The sequence below is a fragment of the Candidatus Nitrospira nitrificans genome, from assembly GCF_001458775.1.
Lineage (GTDB): Bacteria > Nitrospirota > Nitrospiria > Nitrospirales > Nitrospiraceae > Nitrospira_D > Nitrospira_D nitrificans.
The window spans coordinates 413399-430480 of record NZ_CZPZ01000001.1 but is presented as its reverse complement, the minus strand read 5'-3'; the positions used below and the strand labels follow the sequence as shown (position 1 = coordinate 430480).

The 17082-nt window shown below is 57.8% G+C and carries 14 protein-coding genes; 8 read left to right on the top strand and 6 right to left on the bottom strand.

Going from position 1 to position 17082, the window contains the following annotated elements; genetic code table 11:
• Positions 1 to 72 precede the first annotated feature (72 nt).
• The 3 genes from COMA2_RS01850 (at position 73) to COMA2_RS01840 (ending at position 2496) form a co-directional block, all read left to right on the top strand.
• Positions 73 to 477 carry a VanZ family protein gene (locus COMA2_RS01850; RefSeq protein ID WP_090894116.1) on the top strand — a complete coding sequence of 135 codons (405 nt, stop codon included), beginning with the start codon at positions 73 to 75 and terminating at the stop codon, positions 475 to 477.
• A gap of 61 nt (positions 478 to 538) precedes the next feature.
• On the top strand, positions 539 to 1645 hold the full coding sequence (locus COMA2_RS01845) for an aminoglycoside phosphotransferase family protein (protein WP_090894114.1): 1107 nt from the start codon (positions 539 to 541) through the stop codon (positions 1643 to 1645).
• A 92-nt stretch (positions 1646 to 1737) separates the two neighbouring features.
• On the top strand, positions 1738 to 2496 hold the full coding sequence (locus COMA2_RS01840) for a nucleotidyltransferase family protein (RefSeq protein ID WP_090894112.1): 759 nt from the start codon (positions 1738 to 1740) through the stop codon (positions 2494 to 2496).
• 19 nt (positions 2497 to 2515) lie between these two features.
• On the opposite strand, the gene COMA2_RS01835 is transcribed toward COMA2_RS01840, so the two are convergent.
• From COMA2_RS01835 to COMA2_RS01825, 3 genes are all read right to left on the bottom strand, one after another.
• Complete coding sequence (locus COMA2_RS01835) at positions 2516 to 3877, bottom strand: sigma-54-dependent transcriptional regulator (RefSeq protein ID WP_090894110.1); 1362 nt, start codon at positions 3875 to 3877, stop codon at positions 2516 to 2518.
• 87 nt (positions 3878 to 3964) lie between these two features.
• On the bottom strand, positions 3965 to 5284 hold the full coding sequence (locus tag COMA2_RS01830) for a DUF1015 domain-containing protein (RefSeq protein ID WP_090894109.1): 1320 nt from the start codon (positions 5282 to 5284) through the stop codon (positions 3965 to 3967).
• Between the two features lie 124 nt (positions 5285 to 5408).
• Entirely contained in the window at positions 5409 to 6413 is a 1005-nt protein-coding gene (locus COMA2_RS01825) for a polyprenyl synthetase family protein (RefSeq protein ID WP_090894107.1), read from the bottom strand.
• A gap of 222 nt (positions 6414 to 6635) precedes the next feature.
• Between COMA2_RS01825 and gltB the strand changes: the two genes are divergently transcribed.
• From gltB to COMA2_RS01810, 3 genes are all read left to right on the top strand, one after another.
• Complete coding sequence (gene gltB / locus COMA2_RS01820; protein WP_090894105.1) at positions 6636 to 11153, top strand: glutamate synthase large subunit; 4518 nt, start codon at positions 6636 to 6638, stop codon at positions 11151 to 11153.
• Between the two features lie 63 nt (positions 11154 to 11216).
• Positions 11217 to 12653, top strand: a complete 1437-nt coding sequence (locus COMA2_RS01815) for a glutamate synthase subunit beta (RefSeq protein WP_090894103.1) — start codon at positions 11217 to 11219, stop codon at positions 12651 to 12653.
• A gap of 452 nt (positions 12654 to 13105) precedes the next feature.
• Positions 13106 to 13594, top strand: a complete 489-nt coding sequence (locus tag COMA2_RS01810; protein ID WP_090894101.1) for an Hcp family type VI secretion system effector — start codon at positions 13106 to 13108, stop codon at positions 13592 to 13594.
• Positions 13595 to 13628: 34 nt separating this feature from the next.
• Here the strand turns inward: COMA2_RS01810 and COMA2_RS01805 are convergent, their stop codons facing one another.
• A complete protein-coding gene (locus COMA2_RS01805) occupies positions 13629 to 13994 on the bottom strand; it encodes a PilZ domain-containing protein (protein ID WP_090894099.1) in 366 nt (121 codons plus the stop codon).
• A 149-nt stretch (positions 13995 to 14143) separates the two neighbouring features.
• On the opposite strand from COMA2_RS01805, the gene COMA2_RS01800 reads away from it, so the two are divergent.
• Together COMA2_RS01800 and COMA2_RS01795 are read left to right on the top strand one after the other, a co-directional pair.
• Complete coding sequence (locus COMA2_RS01800; protein WP_090894098.1) at positions 14144 to 14581, top strand: DUF5069 domain-containing protein; 438 nt, start codon at positions 14144 to 14146, stop codon at positions 14579 to 14581.
• 12 nt (positions 14582 to 14593) lie between these two features.
• On the top strand, positions 14594 to 15739 hold the full coding sequence (locus tag COMA2_RS01795; protein WP_090894096.1) for a hypothetical protein: 1146 nt from the start codon (positions 14594 to 14596) through the stop codon (positions 15737 to 15739).
• Positions 15740 to 15758: 19 nt separating this feature from the next.
• Here the strand turns inward: COMA2_RS01795 and COMA2_RS01790 are convergent, their stop codons facing one another.
• Both COMA2_RS01790 and COMA2_RS01785 read right to left on the bottom strand, forming a co-directional pair.
• A complete protein-coding gene (locus COMA2_RS01790; protein ID WP_090894095.1) occupies positions 15759 to 16397 on the bottom strand; it encodes an NYN domain-containing protein in 639 nt (212 codons plus the stop codon).
• Positions 16398 to 16553: 156 nt separating this feature from the next.
• Entirely contained in the window at positions 16554 to 16985 is a 432-nt protein-coding gene (locus COMA2_RS01785; protein ID WP_090894093.1) for a hypothetical protein, read from the bottom strand.
• Between the last annotated feature and the right edge of the window lie 97 nt (positions 16986 to 17082).

Here is a 17082-nt window from a genome sequence, read left to right as displayed (position 1 = left end):
CGAGTATGTCATAGGGGGTATGAGCATGCAATCCACGGGCAGATTTGTGATAGAACATCGCATGAGGAGTTGATGATGGTGATATTTCTTCGGTACTGGGGGCCGGTGTGCGGATATGCCGGGCTCATTTTTTATTTATCCGTGCAGCCTCACCCTGACGAGCAGTTGCCGTTCGTCACGCATTTCAGTGATAAAGTTTTGCATGCGATCGAGTATGCGGTATTCGGCGCGTTGTGCTACCGGGCTCTTCGGGGAAGCGGGAATGATGCGTGGAGACAGCAAGCGATTCCGATGGCCATCCTTCTGGCCTCAATGTATGGGATGAGCGACGAGATCCATCAGGCCTTTGTCCCATTCCGGGATGCCAACTGGTTGGATTGGGTGGCGGATACGGTCGGAGCTGCGATCGGAGTGACCGTCATGCATCGGGTGTCGAGTCTCAGGCCGGTAGGCTCGATGCCAGAAGCGCTGCGGTAAGGCCGATCGAATCCGAGGTGTTCGTGACAAGTCGTGGAACCCTCGCTATAATCTGCTGAATATGTTGCCGGCCCGTCCCACGTCTATCAAGGCTCCGCTGCTGTCTCCTCCCGACTATACCCTCATCGCCCAGGCCGTCGAGACTCGTTTTTCTCCCGGCCTCGTTTTGAAGGCGCTGACGCCATTGGCAGGTGATGCCTCCAATCGGCGCTACTATCGGGCCACCGTTTCAGGCGGGCCACCACATACTGTGATCGTGATGCAGCTGGCTGAGCCGGAAGGTTTCAAACAGTCTGAAGAGGCGGTCAGTGGGGGGATCCATCAGATTTCTGAACTACCCTTCATCAACATCATGTCGCATCTGGCCAAAACGAAGGTGCCGGTGCCGGCACTCCACTACTATGATCAATCCGCGGGGTTGCTGTACCTGGAAGACTTCGGAGATGTGACATTGGCGGAGGCCGTCAGTCAGGCGGATGCGCCGAGCGTGGAGTCACGGTACAAACAGGCCATCAATGTCCTGGTGCAGATGCAGGTCCACGCCACGACGCCGGCGGATCCTGGGTGCCTGGCGTTTCACCGCAGTTTCGATGTGCCCTTGCTGATGTGGGAGTTCGATCATTTCCTTGAGTATGGCGTGGTGGCGCGTCGCGGCAGCCCGTTGCCTGAAGAGGACGCCACGGCGATACGACGGGAGTTCGAAAGGATTGCGGAATTGCTCGCCGGGCAGCCACGCGTCTTTACGCATCGCGATTATCACTCTCGCAATTTGATGGTCGACGGGCTTCGGCTCGGCGTGATCGACTTTCAGGATGCGTTGATGGGACCGGCAACCTACGACCTAGCCTCACTCTTACGGGACGCTTACATCCGACTCGACGAAACCCTCGTTGACGATTTGGTGGAGTACTACCTCGATCAACTGGCCGAACGGCGATTCGTTTGGACCAATCGTGCCGCGTTTCGACGGCTCTTTGACCTGACGAGCATTCAGCGCAATTTGAAGGCGGCCGGCCGGTTTGTCTACATTGATCGGGTCAAAGGCAACTCGAAGTTTTTAGCCGATATTCCTCGCGTCTTGAGCTACGTCAAACGCAATCTTGAAAAACATCCGGAGCTGGATATGCTTCGGAAGCGCCTCACGCCGTATGTGCCGGAGCTGCAGTAAGACGTGAAACGTGTGGGAAAGCTCAGCATGGGCTCCTCTCCCACGGCGTTTCACCGTTCACGTTTTACTTTTCCCGCCTTTGCGAGCACACCATGCGAGCAATGATTTTAGCGGCCGGTCTTGGCACCCGCCTGAGACCGCTGACGCACACCATTCCGAAACCGTTGTTGCCGGTCGATGGGGTGCCGCTCATCGTCTGGAATCTCTTGCTGCTGAAGCGGCATGGGTTCCGTCAGGTCGTCATCAATTTGCATCATCTGGGGCCGATGATCGAACAGGCCTTGGGCACCGGGTCGAAATTCGGGATTCGGATCCTCTACTCCAATGAACCGGTCATTCTGGGGACCGGCGGTGGGATTAAACAGGCTGAGCCCCATTTTTCGGGGGAGCCGGTGTTGATTCTCAACGGAGATACGCTGGTGGAGTTGGATCTTGAGGCGCTCTGCGATTTTCATCGCGCCAGCAACGCGGCGGCAACCTTGGTGCTCCGGGAAGATTCGGAGGCAGCCCGTTGGGGGCTGGTTGAAGTGGGAGAGAAAGGGCGGATCCTGCGTATCACCGGAAGAGGGCTTGCGGATTCCGTTCCAGCGATGCCTCGTATGTTCGCCGGGATTCACATCTTGCATCCTCGGTTGCTCCGGCAGGTGCCGAAAGGAGTGGCCTCCTCGATCATCGATCCGTATGTGAGAGCCATCGAGCAGGGAGAACCGGTGCTCGGGTATGATCTGCATGGGTATTGGTCGGACATCGGCACGGCCGAGCGCTACGCACAGGCGGAACGGGATGTCCGAGCGGGATTGATTCGTTTGGAAGCCCGTCAGCTTGCCGAATCGCGCGCGCCGCTTGGCTAGACCGGTCGCTTCGTCTCGCCTATTTTTGCTGTTTGAGTAATCGAGCCAGGTAGGTTCGTTGCAGTTTGAGTGATTCAGCGGCTTTTGTCTGATTGCCTTCGGCCAGCTCCATCGCGCGCGCGATGATATAGCGGCTGTGTTGTTCCATCGATTCATGGTAAGGCAGGTTCAGATACGGCAGCGGATCGTCTTTGCTCCGACAGAAGATGGTGTCCTCCGCCAGGAGTGCCAACATCTCTGGTTCAATGATATCCTTCGGGCTCAAGACGACGGCGCGGGCGATCACGTTATCTAATTCCCGAATATTCCCCGGCCATGGATAGCGGGTCAAGGCCTCGACCGCGGCCGTGCTCAACGCCATACCCGGTCGTTTCGCGTCTCTCGTATGCCGATCCAAAAAGAACTGGGCCAGGGCAGGGACGTCCCCTGATCGTTCGCGAAGCGGCGGCAGCGTGAGAGTCACGACGTTGAGCCGAAAATAGAGGTCTTCGCGAAACTGGCCTGCTCGCACGGCTTGCCGAAGATCCTTGTTCGTGGCCGCAATGATGCGAATGTTCACCGAGACGGTCTTGGACCCGCCGACACGGTGAAACTCCCGGTCTTGCAGGACTCGTAACAGCTTTGCCTGCAACGGAAGGGACATGTCTCCGATCTCGTCAAGGAAGACGGTTCCGCCGTCGGCCGTTTCGAGTTTGCCCTTCTGCTGGCGGTCGGCCCCGGTGAAAGCCCCTCGCTCATGTCCAAACAGTTCATTCTCCAGCAACGTCTCCGTCAAGGCGACGCAGTTGATGACGATGAGCGGCATGGCGCAACGATGGCTCCACTGATGGATCGACCGAGCGAAGAGTTCCTTGCCGGTCCCGCTTTCGCCGAGGAGCAACACGCTCGCATCGGATTTGGCGGCCCGTTGTGCCGCGTCCACGACAGACTTGACGGAGGGGCTGTTGCCGACGATGGAGGCGTAACGGCCGTCGACCTCGGAGCGGAGGTAGGCGACCTGGCGTCGCAGCGCATCCCGCTCCAAGGCTTTGCGAATCACGATCAACAGATGGTCTTTGTCGAGAGGTTTGGTCAGAAAGTCGTACGCCCCTTCCTTCATGGCCTCCACCGCGGCTTCAACGGAGCCATGCGCGGTCATGACGATGACGGGAATATTTTCCGACGGTTTTATCTGGGACAAACGCTTGAGGACATCGAGCCCCGATACTTTCGGCAGTGTGAGGTCCAGGAGGATCAGCTGCGGAGACTCGTGAACGATGCGGTCAAGCGCCTCCTGCCCCTCGGTGGCCGAGACGGTCTCGTACCCGGAGGCCTGGAGGCGGTCCTCGAGCATCATGACGATGTCGGGGTCATCGTCGACAATGAGAATCTTGGCGTTCATAGCGCAGCCTCTGTCATTGGTCATTCGTCATCGGTATCTGAAGACCGCATCGCGTGTTCTTCTGACTCATGACTGCTGACCGATGATTTACTCTTGTACATTGATGACGAGCCCCGTCAACGGCTTCGGGTAAAAATACGTTGATTTGTGCGGCATCCGCTCCCCCGCAGCCGCGACCGCTTGCACTTCACCGACCTTCGTGGCGTTGAGCAGGAATGCGCCCGTCCCTGTTCCGTTGGCCACCCAGTCCAGGGCTTCGTGGTCGTCCTTGGTGTACAGGATGGCTTCTTGTTCCCGCTGCGTCGGACAGAGCCTGGTCACGATCAGCTGCTGCAGCAGGGAGACGTCGAGTTTGGCTCGAGGGGAGGCCTGAATGGAAGGTCGATGGGCCGGCTTCAGCGTGAGGATGACGTAGCGGTCGTCGCCTTGGCGCGCCAGCCCGAACACGGGAGCATTCTTTCCTTCGGTCCGCAAGCTGGCCAGGAATCGTGCACGTGTGTGATCGTGAGTGGATGCGTCAAAGGGGAATTCTCGAAGCTCGAACACGTCGCCCAGTGCCGTCTTGATCTGGTCCGAAGACGGCAAAGGGGTGGTCGCAACGCGGTGCGTCGGTAATACCGTCAACCCTGGATCTTCAAGCGGAGTGAGCAGCATGAGCACCGAGTCGTAGGGTTGCAGCCCCGTCCGACAGCCCGCCTGCTGTCGCCGGAGCGTTTGATAATTCAGCGCCGTTTCATAGCGATGGTGACCGTCCGCAATGAACAGCGGCTTGTTGCGCATCGCATCGGTCACGTGTTTCAGTACGGTCTCATCGGTCACGGCCCACAGGCATTCCCGACAACCGGCATCGTCTTGAAAGTCGTAGCGCGCCGGTGTGCCTTTGACCGCCGTTTCCAGAAGTTGGATGATGGCACCGAGCGGATCGGAATAGAGAGACCAGATCGGGCTGAAGTTTGAGCGACAGGCTTCGATCAGGTTCAGGCGATCAGTCTTCGCCGCGGCGCGTGTGTTCTCGTGGGGATAGATATGTCCGGAGTCGAGCGCCTCCAGCTTGGCCAGCGCCAGAAATCCACGAAGCACCTTCTTCGGAGCATCGAGCGCGGAATAGGGAGGAGTATATTCGATCGTGTGATAGTAGACGGCCGGCCGGGCCTCGCGCTTGAGGATACCCTCGTTGAGCCAGGTCCGCAGCGTCGAGGCTGCTCGGGTGTATCGGTTATGGGCGGGGCTGTCGCCAGGTTGGTCGAGCCCCAACTCCATTCGGATGATGTTGTGGGGATGGCGGTCGTGAAGTCGTTTCTGCCCATTCGTGTCGATAATGTCGTACGGCGGGGCGACCACATCCTTGATAGCGCCCACGAGCGTTTGATCGTACAGCATGCCCTGGAATGGAAAAATCTGTGACATGAACAACCCCTTGGTAATGTCGTGACGGTGACGACGGTTTGATGGTTACAGGAGAGGTGGGGTCCTTTCGCCCTACGCTGTGCCGCTTCTACAGCCCGGCGTTCTTCCAGTGAGTGGGAGACAACTATCGATCGCGGGTAATCATGTAATCAGCGGCGACCGACAGCGCACGGCGTGCGGTACTATCGTCGAAGCGTTCAAGCTCATGTTTAGCGGCGGCGATATAGGCGCTCGCGCGATCCATCGCATAGGTGATCGAACCGAAATCGGCCATCAACAATAAAATTCGTTCAAGATCGGCCGTGCTGAGCGTCCGGGTTTCCATGCGGTCCTTGATCATTTGGCGGTCCTGCTCCGAGCAATGTTGCAACAGATGGAGCAGCGGCAGCGTCGCTTTGCCCTGCCGGAGATCTTGCCCGATCGTTTTTCCGAGCGACTCGCCGTTTGCGATGTAATCCAAGGTATCGTCGGCGACTTGAAAGGCGATGCCGAGGTATTGTCCGAAGCGGAACAGCGCCCCCTGTTGGATTTCAGACGCTTCGGCCAGAATGGCGCCCATGCGGCAAGCCGCCGCGATGAGACCGGCGGTCTTATGCTCGACGATCTTGATATACTCGATTTCCGGCATCGAGGGGTTGCCGTTATAGTACAGCTGAAGGACTTCACCTTCCGCCATTTTGTTGCAGGCCTCGGCCAGGACTTCATTGATGCCTTGATTCTGGAACTCAACGACTTTGCACATGGCCTTTGTATAGAGGTAATCGCCGACGAGAATGCTGATCTGGTTTCCCCACACTTTACGCGCGGCTCTTCTGCCTCGCCGGAGATCGGCGTCATCGACGACATCGTCGTGTAACAGCGTGGCGGTGTGGATGAATTCTACGATGCTGCCAAGCTGATGATGCTCGGCGCCGGGATAGCCGCAGAGGCGAGCCGACAGGAGGAGCAGCAGAGGTCTGATGCGTTTGCCGCCACCGCTCAAGATATGGGCAGCGACCGTATTGACCAGGGTGACGCTGGAGTCGAGGTTCCCCCTGACTCGATCTTCCACTCCGTCCAGTTCGCCACGGTAGGCGTCCCACACATCCGACATACTGTGCAGGGTTGCGATCGCTGGACCTTGTGTCATGTCGCGGATGGTATGGCAGCCGAGGAAATAAAGTCAAGCAAATGAAAGAGGTATGGACTGCCGCAATCTTGACAGAAGAATGACCCATCCAGTAAGGTCCCATCGTAACAATCGGGTGAGGTTCACCCTGAGCGTCAGAGGGGCACATCCACCCCAGGTTTCTCGCGTGTTTCTTCCCTGCATACATAGGAAAAACTCTCAGTCTTTTAACGAGATAGGTACATGAATATTCCTGGATTTCCCCGCCAGCAAGGGCTCTACGATCCTCGGCACGAGAAGGACTCCTGTGGGATCGGTTTTGTCGTCAATATCAAAGGGAAGAAATCCCATGACATCGTCCGCAAAGGGCTTCAAGTCTTGGAGAACCTGACCCATCGTGGGGCGCAAGGCTGTGATCCTCACACCGGAGATGGAGCCGGAATCCTGTTGCAGATCCCGGACACCTTCCTGAAGCGGGTCGCGGGGGATGTCGGCGTGTCATTGCCGAATGTCGGCGAGTACGGAGTCGGCCAGCTCTTTTTACCGCCTATTGCAGACGCTCGACGGCTGTGCGAGAAGCTGTTCACGGAGATTCTTGTGGAAGAAGGCTTGCGTCTGCTTGGGTGGCGCGATGTGCCGGTCAAGAGCGACCGGATCGGTACGCAAGCGCGAACGACCGAGCCGTTCATGCGGCAGATCTTCATTGCGCGAGATGCGTTGAACGAATCCCAATTCGAGCGGAAACTGTATGTGACGCGCAAGCGGGTTGAAAAGGCCGTGGCGGAGTCGGCCATTCAAGGACGGGAACACTTCTACGTCTCCAGCCTGTCGGCCAACACCATCGTCTATAAGGGGTTGTTGTTGCCGCATCAAATGGCGGCCTACTACCAAGACCTCACCGATGAGCGAATGGTCAGCGCGCTGGCTTTGGTGCACTCACGCTTCAGCACGAACACCTTTCCCACCTGGCCGCGGGCCCATCCCTATCGGTATGTGTGCCACAACGGGGAGATCAATACGCTGAAGGGGAACGTCAATTGGATGAAGGCTCGCCAAGGACGTCTTCATTCCGAGCTGTTCGGGAAGGACATGGAGAAGTTGTTCCCGATCGTCTCGGAGGATCAAAGTGACTCGGCTTGTCTCGACAATACACTCGAGTTTCTGCTGCTCGGGGGTCGTTCGCTCCCCCATGCCATGATGATGTTGATTCCGGAACCCTGGGTGGCGAATGCCCAGATGGATTTGGATCGTCGAGGCTTCTACCAGTATCACGCGGCGATGATGGAGCCATGGGACGGGCCGGCAGCCGTCTGTTTTACCGACGGGAAGATGATCGGCGCGACGTTGGACCGGAATGGGCTGCGTCCCTGCCGTTATCACGTCACGACCGACGGTCTCGTGGTTCTGGCATCCGAGGCCGGGGTCTTGCCGGCCGACGCGAAAGAGATTCGCATGAAGGGCCGGCTCCAACCGGGCCGCATGTTCCTCGTCGATACGGTGCAGGGCCGTATCATCGACGACGAAGAGATCAAGGCCGATATCGTCGGCCGCAAACCCTATCGCAGTTGGGTGACGCAGTACGGGGTCTCGTTGGATGAGTTGCCGGAGCCGCTGAATGTCCCGCAGCCCGACCACCCGACGATCCGCCAGCGGCAGCAAGCCTTCGGCTATACGGTCGAGGAGCTCAAAATGGTCATCACGCCGATGATCATGATGGGCGAAGAAGCGATCTCCTCGATGGGCACCGATACCCCGTTGGCGGTGCTGTCCGATCGGCCGCAGCTGCTGTTCAAATATTTCAAGCAGCTCTTTGCGCAAGTGACGAATCCCCCCATCGATCCGATCCGCGAACAGCTCGTCATGTCGCTCGTGACCAACATCGGCCCGAAGCCGAACTTGATGGACGAATCGCCGGAGTCGTGCCGCCGCATCAAGGTGCAGCAGCCGATTCTGACGAACGCCGATCTGCAAAAAATCAGAGGCATTTCCGACCCGCACTTCAAGAGCAAGACGCTTCGCATGTTGTTCCGCGTCGCCGAAGGGCCTGATGGGCTTGGCGAGGCGGTCGACGACCTCTGCCGGCAGGCCTCGCAGGCGATCAAGGAAGGCTACAAGTTTCTCATTTTGAGTGATCGTGGCGTGGATGAACAGTGGGCCCCGATCCCGAGTTTGCTCGGGATTTCCGCCGTCCACCATCACCTGGTTCGTGAGTGCACGCGAACTGAAGTGGGCTTGATTCTCGAAACCGGCGAGCCGCGCGATGTGCATCAGTTTGCCTGTCTACTCGGCTATGGCGCCGGGACCATCAATCCCTATCTGGTGTTCGAGTCGCTCGTCGACATGGAGCGCGATAACTATTTGCCGGAAGGACTCGATGCGCAGACGGCGGAAGGGAAATTCATCAAGGCCATCAACAAGGGCCTGCTCAAGATCTTTTCCAAGATGGGCATCTCGACCGTGCAGTCTTACTGCGGGGCGCAGATCTTCGAGGCGATCGGGTTGAGTCGCGAACTGATCGATCGCTACTTCACCGGGACCCCGTCACGCGTGGAAGGGGTCGGCATCCGCGAGGTCGGCGAAGAAACGTTACGCCGACACCGCACTGCCTATGAGCCGGCGGCGATCCGCCAACTCGATTTCGGCGGCGAGATTCACTACCGCATCCAGGGTGAGCACCATAACTGGAATCCGGAGACGATCTACAAGCTGCAGCATGCCAGCCGCTCGAACGACCCGAAGACCTACGCCGAATTCGCGCAGATCGTGAACGACGAGAGCAAGCGGCGATCGAACCTGCGCGGGCTCCTTGATTTCAAGTTCGTCCCCCAGCCGATTCCGATCGAGGAAGTGGAGTCGGCCAAAGACATCGTGAAGCGTTTCAATACCGGCGCGATGTCCTTCGGCTCGATCAGCAAGGAAGCGCATGAAACGCTGGCCATCGCGATGAACCGACTCGGCGGCAAGAGCAACACGGGGGAAGGCGGCGAAGATCCCGAGCGGTTCAAGCCCTTGCCGAACGGCGATTCAAAGAACAGCTATATCAAACAGGTGGCGTCTGCCAGATTCGGGGTCACGGCGCATTATCTCGTGAACGCGCGGGAATTGCAGATCAAGATGGCGCAGGGGGCCAAGCCCGGAGAAGGCGGTCAATTGCCGGGGCACAAGGTGGACGAAAACATCGCGCGCTTTCGATATGCCACGCCGGGTGTGCAACTGATTTCGCCGCCGCCGCATCACGACATCTATTCGATCGAGGATTTAGCCCAGCTGATCTTCGACCTCAAAAATTCCAATCCCGATGCCGGAGTCTCCGTCAAACTGGTGGCGGAGGTCGGCGTCGGCACAGTCGCAGCCGGTGTGGCCAAGGCCCATGCGGACAAGGTGCTCATCAGCGGCGATTCGGGCGGCACGGGTGCTTCTCCATTGGCATCGATCAAATATGCCGGGATTCCTTGGGAGCTGGGGCTGGCGGAGACTCACCAGACGCTGGTCCTCAATGATCTGCGAGGGCGCATCCGTGTTGAAACCGACGGTCAAATGAAGACCGGTCGCGACGTGGTCATCGCCACGTTGCTCGGCGCGGAAGAGTATGGGTTCGCGACGGCCCCCCTCATCGTCGAAGGCTGTATCATGATGCGCAAGTGCCATCTCAACACCTGCCCGGTCGGGATTGCGACACAAGATCCTGAATTGCGCAAGAAGTTCAACGGCAAGCCTGAACACATCGTCAACTACCTGTTCTTCGTGGCCGAAGAAGCCCGGCAGTTGATGGCGAAGCTCGGCTTCCGGACGATCAACGAGATGGTGGGCTGCGTCGACAAACTCCGGATCACGACAGCCGTCGACCATTGGAAAGCCAAGGGGTTGGACCTCACGCCGTTGCTGACGGCTCCGGATGTGCCGGCGGATGTGCCTCGCTATTGCGTGCAGAAGCAGGACCATGGTCTTGCCGATATTCTCGACAATAAGCTTGTCGAGCTCTGCAAGGCGGCGATCGAGAAGGGTGAGAAGGTCGCGCTCGATCTCCCGATCAGAAATATCAACCGGACGACCGGCACGGTGCTTTCCAGCAAGATCGCAAAGACGTATGGGCCGGACGGATTGCCGGAAGATACCATCTCGATTAAATTCACCGGCTCGGCCGGCCAATCGTTCGGGGCCTTCCTCGCGAAAGGCATCACACTGACCCTGGAAGGGGAGTCCAACGACTATATCGGCAAGGGATTGTCCGGAGGGAAGATCATCGTCTTTCCGCCGAAGAACATTTTGTATAATCCGGAAGAGACGATTTTGATCGGCAATACGTCGCTTTATGGGGCGACACAAGGTGAGGCCTATTTCTATGGCATGGCGGGTGAACGGTTTGCCGTGCGGAACAGCGGGGCGCAGACCGTTGTCGAAGGGACGGGCGATCACGGATGTGAGTATATGACCGGCGGCGTGGTCGTGGTGCTCGGGAGGACCGGCCGCAACTTCGCGGCCGGCATGTCCGGGGGCGTGGCGTTTGTGCTGGACGATGCCGGATCATTTCAGAGCCGTTGCAACACCGGGATGGTCGAACTGGAGTCGGTGACGACGAAGGAAGACAAGCAATTGCTCCACGGGTTGATCACGAAACACTTCATGTATACGGGAAGCCGGAAAGCCAAACAGGTCCTCGATGCGTTCGAGGCTGCCTTGCCGAAGTTTCTCAAGGTCATGCCGGTCGACTACAAGCGTGTCATAGAAGAACGGAAGCGGAAAGCGAGCGCGGTACACTAGAACGTGAAGCGTGAAAAGTTAAACATGGGCTAAAGAGTCAACGGTAAAAGGCACTGAGGAAAGATGGGAGATCCGAAAGGTTTCATAAAGTATGCCCGTGAGGGCCCGAAGCGCAAACCGATCGAACTGCGTGTGCTCGATTGGAAGGAGATGTACGAACCGATCTCCGAGGACAGGCTGAAGATCCAGGGCGCGCGCTGCATGGACTGTGGGGTGCCGTTTTGCCAAGGGAACACCGGTTGCCCGGTCGTGAATCTGATTCCCGAGTGGAACGATCTTGTCTATCGCGGTCGTTGGAACGATGCGCTGAAAGCGTTGCACACGACGAACAACTTTCCCGAGTTTACGGGTCGGCTCTGCCCGGCGCCCTGCGAAGGGGCCTGTGTGCTGGGCATCAATGAAGATCCGGTCTCCATCCGCATCATCGAATGGAACATCGTCGATCGTGGTTTCAACGAAGGCTTCGTGACCCCGATCCTCCCGGTCGTGCAGACCGGCAAGACGGTGGCGATCGTCGGTTCCGGCCCGGCGGGGTTGGCTGCCGCGCAGCAATTGGCTCGGGCCGGCCATGAGGTGACGGTCTTCGAAAAATCCGATCGGGTCGGAGGCCTGCTTCGCTATGGCATTCCCGACTTCAAAATGGAGAAATGGGTCATCGACAGACGGTTGGAACAGATGAAGGCCGAAGGGGTCAAGTTCCAAACCAGCGTCGCCGTCGGTAAAGACATCACCGGCGAACAGTTGCGTCGACAGTTTGATGCGGTGGGATTGACGATGGGCGCCGAGCAGGCTCGCGAGCTGCCGATTCCGGGACGCGAACTGAAGGGTGTGCATCTCGCGATGGAATATCTCACCCAGCAGAATAAGCGGACGGCGGGAATCCCGTTCACCGACGAGCCGATCACGGCAAAGGGCAAGCGGGTGGTCATTATCGGCGGCGGCGACACGGGCTCTGACTGTCTTGGGACGGCACACCGTCAAGGCTGCGTCGAAGCGCATCAATTTGAATTGCTGCCGGAACCACCGCCGCAGCGAGCGCAATCGACACCCTGGCCGCTCTGGCCGATGCAATTACGCACGTCCCACGCCCATGAAGAAGGGTGCGACCGGCAATGGAGCGTGTCCACCACGAAATTCACCGGCCACGATGGCCATGTCACAAAACTCCACGCCGGCCGAGTTACGTTTGAAAACGGCAAGTTTGAACCGATGCCCGGTACCGAGTTCGAGATGAACGCCGACCTGGTGCTGTTGGCAATGGGATTCACCGGCCCCGTCAAGAACGGCCTGCTCGATGACCTGGGCGTGAAGTATGATGCCCGCGGAGTGGTATCAGTGGGCGAGAATTTCATGACCAACCTCGACGGCGTTTTTGCCGGCGGCGACACCAAACGCGGCGCCTCGCTCATCGTCTGGGCCATCGCCGAAGGAAGAAAGATGGCAGCAGGGATCAATCAGTATCTGCATGCGAATCGGTCTACAAAAAAGGCCGTCTCCTGAGCTGACTGACTAGTCAGTCAGCTGCACAGAGCACCAGAGATTATCTCCTCCATGCTTCTCATTTAGTTTTTCATTTGCGGATGAGCGGAGAACCGTCGAAGTTGGGTTGAGAGGAAGGCGGAACGGACTATGCACTTCGATCGCAGCAAAAGAACTCGAGGATGTTCTACTCAACTTAATCCGGATGGGTCGTTCAGGAGAAATTAGGTAGCGGAAGTCAGGAGAAGGCGTTTACGCGGCGACTGGCTGAGTGCCAGTTCTTCATGATCAGTGTATGGCAATAAAAACGGGTCGGGAATCATTGTTTGGTGAGCAATCTTGAATTTAAACGAAAAAGCCCCTAAGAACCATTGATTGCACCGGCTATAGCGCTTCTTCATTGACAGCGTTCCGTCCAGGAACGTAGCCTGTCTCCCGTCTTACTATATTCAAGAATTCTGAGGAGGGCTATCATGGCGGCTGTTGATTATTTCCTCAAGATTGTCGGGATTGAAGGCGAGAGCAATGATCTGAAGCACAAGGGAGACATCCACCTGGATTCGTGGTCGTTCGGAGGCACGCAAACCGGGGGTGATCATTTCGCCGGCGGTGGGGGCGGGGGGAAGTTCTCGGCGCAAGATTTTCATTTCGCGACGAAGCTCAGCAAAGCCTCGCCGAAACTCTTTCAGGCCTGTGCCACTGGTGAACGGTTGAAGAATGCGACGCTCGTGGCGAGAAAGGCAGGCGAGGGACAGCAGGAGTACTACAAGATTACGTTCAGCGACTGTTTGGTGTCTTCCTACCGGCAGGGTGGGGCTGTCGGATCGGAACTCATTCCAACGGATCAGGCGTCGCTGAGTTTCGGGAAGATTGAGATCGAGTATACAGAACAAAAAGCAGATGGGTCGCTCGGCACAGTGGTGAAGGGCGGCTATGACTTGAAGCTCAATAAGGCTGTGTAGGGGACGAAAGGGGACAGCTCCAGGGAAACAGCGTTTAGACGGCGACCGGGCTGAGGGTCAGTTCTGTTTCATCGACGTGGTTGGGAACGACGGAGACTTCTCCGCCTTCGATCAAATCGGTGACTTGCTCACGGACTCCCTGCGCGTATCGAAGAAACTCGATCCCGAACTGGTTGTCTTTGTGCCAGCGCACGATTGAGACTTCGACGGCGAGCGGAGATTCTCTTTCCGGCGCCTCGATATGCAGCGCGAGGTAGCTGCCCGGCGTCAGGGCGACACTGCTCTGCATTCGGCATCCCGTCGGAGAGAGATCAAAGAGGGTTCCCTCTCCAGCGCCGTTGTCGGTCTGGACGCTGGCGGGATACCGGACATATTTTCTTGAGCTGCATCGGAGCTGCATATCATCCTCGCCGCTGATGTCTGTATCGGTAGTGTCGAGAAAAACTTAAATGTGCCGGCTACGCAATTTCTCCTCCTCTGGTTTCTACTAGACGCGACTGCGGTCATGTCTGTATCGTACGTGACACTCATAGTCGGGAGGAACGAGCCATGACGCAACAAAGCTATCCACGCAGCCCTAAGGCTCTCCTCGGCGGCATCGCTCATCTCGGGCGGTTGATCGACAAGATTCGTCTGCGCCATGCCGGGCAGATTCAGGACTATAACTACATCACGGTCGGGTTCGATAAGTATCTGGTCGATTTTCTTGGGATCGACGCGCAATCGTTCGAACAGCGAGTCTTGGTCGGTGGGACTGATGAGGAGCTGCTTGCCTGGGTCAAGGTTAACGGCCGCATGCTGTCTAGCCAGGAGGTGACGCAATGGTCGCAAGGGCTGCTTGTCTCCGGTCCCAAAGATGATGCAGCTCGCCGGCGATTCCAAGGCCGTTTGGAGGATATCGCGACCAAGCGCGGCGTGGCAGTGAGTTCCCTTCCTTCGGTCACCACTTGGGCCGATGTGATCGAACTCGATGAAGGTCGACTGTAAAGGCCAAAAGGCATGAGCCGAGCCGGTGTCATCTGCGTCTGCGTTGCGCTGGTGCTCGGGCTGCCGCTTCTCGGCGTACTGCTGGTTGGTGAACCGCTCGGACGCTATCTTGAATTTCCTCCGCGTACCAGCTACGTGCGGCATGAACCGTTCTCTCGGCTGGTCTTCATCGCTCTGTCGCTCTTGATTGTCACATTCCTCGGACCAATTCTCTTTCGGATCACTGTCACAAATCATCAGCTATCAATCGGTCATCACAATCATCAGTTCTTGCAGAAGCGCTTCACGCTCCCCTGGTGGGGTTGGCTCGGAATCGGATGGATGGGGCTCTGGTGGGTGCTGGCCTGGACCCGCTTCCCTTGGATGACGGCCGCTCAGGAACATACCTTCACGCCGTTGTGGCTGAGCTACATCGTGACCGTGAATGCCGCCACGTTCGCTCGCACCGGCCGATGCATGATGCTTTATCGACCACGCTACTTTCTCTCGCTGTTTCCGCTAAGCGCCGCCTTCTGGTGGCTGCTCGAGTATCTGAATCGTTTCGTGCAGAACTGGTATTACGTCGGTGTCGTCGAGCCGTCGGCGCTCGAGTACTTCGTTCGAGCCACGATTCCGTTCTCCACCGTGCTGCCGGCCGTCATCGGCACGGCGGAGCTGTTGACGTCGTATCCCGCCGCCAGTGCTGGCATGGGTCGGTTTCGACCGGTGCGTCCCCTCACCGCGAAGCCGGCGAGTTGGTCGCTTCTTCTATTGTCCTGCCTCGGACTCCTCGGCGTCGGACTCTGGCCCAATTATCTCTTCCCCTTCGTCTGGATTGGCCCGTTGTTGCTCGTGGTCTCGCTTGAGGCGCTGGCCGGGAGACCGACCATCCTTTCACCGCTCGCTCGGGGCGATTGGCGGAGCGTCTGGGTGCCGGCAATCGCAGCCCTGATTTGTGGAATCTTTTGGGAGCTGTGGAACTGGAAGAGCCTTGCCCACTGGGAATACGCCATTCCGTTCGTGCATCGGTTTCAGATGTTCGAGATGCCCTTGCTAGGCTATGCGGGATATCTGCCGTTCGGTCTCGAATGTATCGCGGTCGCCGATCTCTGTTTGAATCGTCGGTTTTCCGGAGGAGTGAAGTATTACCGGCATGGAAACGAGACGGGTCACTCTTGATCGCTGAAACGGAACGGCGCTATCTCAATTCTGTCCATCCGCCTGTTTGCGAGCGAAAGGCCAGTTGGCGCGTGGTGGTCTGGATCACGGTCACGTCGTTCGTCTGGTCGATGGATTGCATCTGTTCGTGCGCCGACCAGCGCACCGCGAAGACGCCTCCGGTGAACGCGGAAAACGCCAGGGCTCGCTCGGAGGTCACCACAACGATGACATGGCCGCGACCCCGCAGTTGTTTGACGGTTTCATTCGGCCCCAACGGATCGCTGAACCAATGACCGCGACTCTCTTGAAACCCATGGACTCGCCGGTTGGTCTGAACCACGATGAGGCGCGGCAATATCTGATGTCGGTCAACCTGCTCCTCGATGCCCAGCTGCATTTCCGTCCATCGCCGCAAGCCGGATGAAAAGCCTAAAAGCCGGCGGGTGGTCTGGGCAAAGCCGGCCGGCCCTTGAGACCCCGTGGTGACGAGTGTTTCATTGACCCCCAAGGGTTCTTCGACAGGACTGCCGCCTCCTGGAAGCGCAACGACTCTGTCTTTGACGAGCGTGATCAAGACATCGATCTGGCGAACTTGCGCGAGGACGAGACTGAAGCCCAGGGACAGCAGAAGGATGAGAGCAAACGTGGCGCGGATGGTGGTGGAAAGCATCTGCATGCTGTTTGTAAGCTGGCTCAGTGTCGCCTATTCATAGAGCCTCCTGCAACAGATTGCGCCGGAGGTTCTCATGAAGAGCCTCTCGCGGCAATACAGCGCCGTCGGCCCGTGAGGACCGACGGCCGGTACTTGTCTTGTGTTGAACGGCGATCGATCCTACAGGGAGGGGAGCGTCAGCAACTTCTTCATTTCGCAATGTGCCAGGACAACGTCGGGGGCCCGCTGCAGCGCCTCATAATAACTGCGTTCATATCCGTCACCGAGTTCCGAGGGGCGGATGAGCGTTCGCACCTCGGTCAACAAGACCGCTACATCGTCGACGCTCAGTTGGTCCTTCCCATCGAGCAATTCATCGATATGGACGACCATGTTGGACAACGGATGCAGCCAGGTAAACCACGGGTCGTTCATCACCAATTGTAAGAGTTGGCCGGTGGTGTCCACTCGACCGTAAATGCGCTCATAGGTCAGCTGTTCGGCGACGATCAGGGCTTTATGCAATCCCAAGAGTCCATGCCGAACATCCGACAAGGTTCTCCGGAGCGGGTTGGTTTCTCGAATCTGCGTCTGTTTCGATGAGAGTGCCATATGAATAATCCTAACAGGTCAATGAGAAAATAGGGACTCAGGGGCCTTCCTTCGTGAAGAGTCAGTCACGTTATACCTTCTTATCGGAGATCAGCCG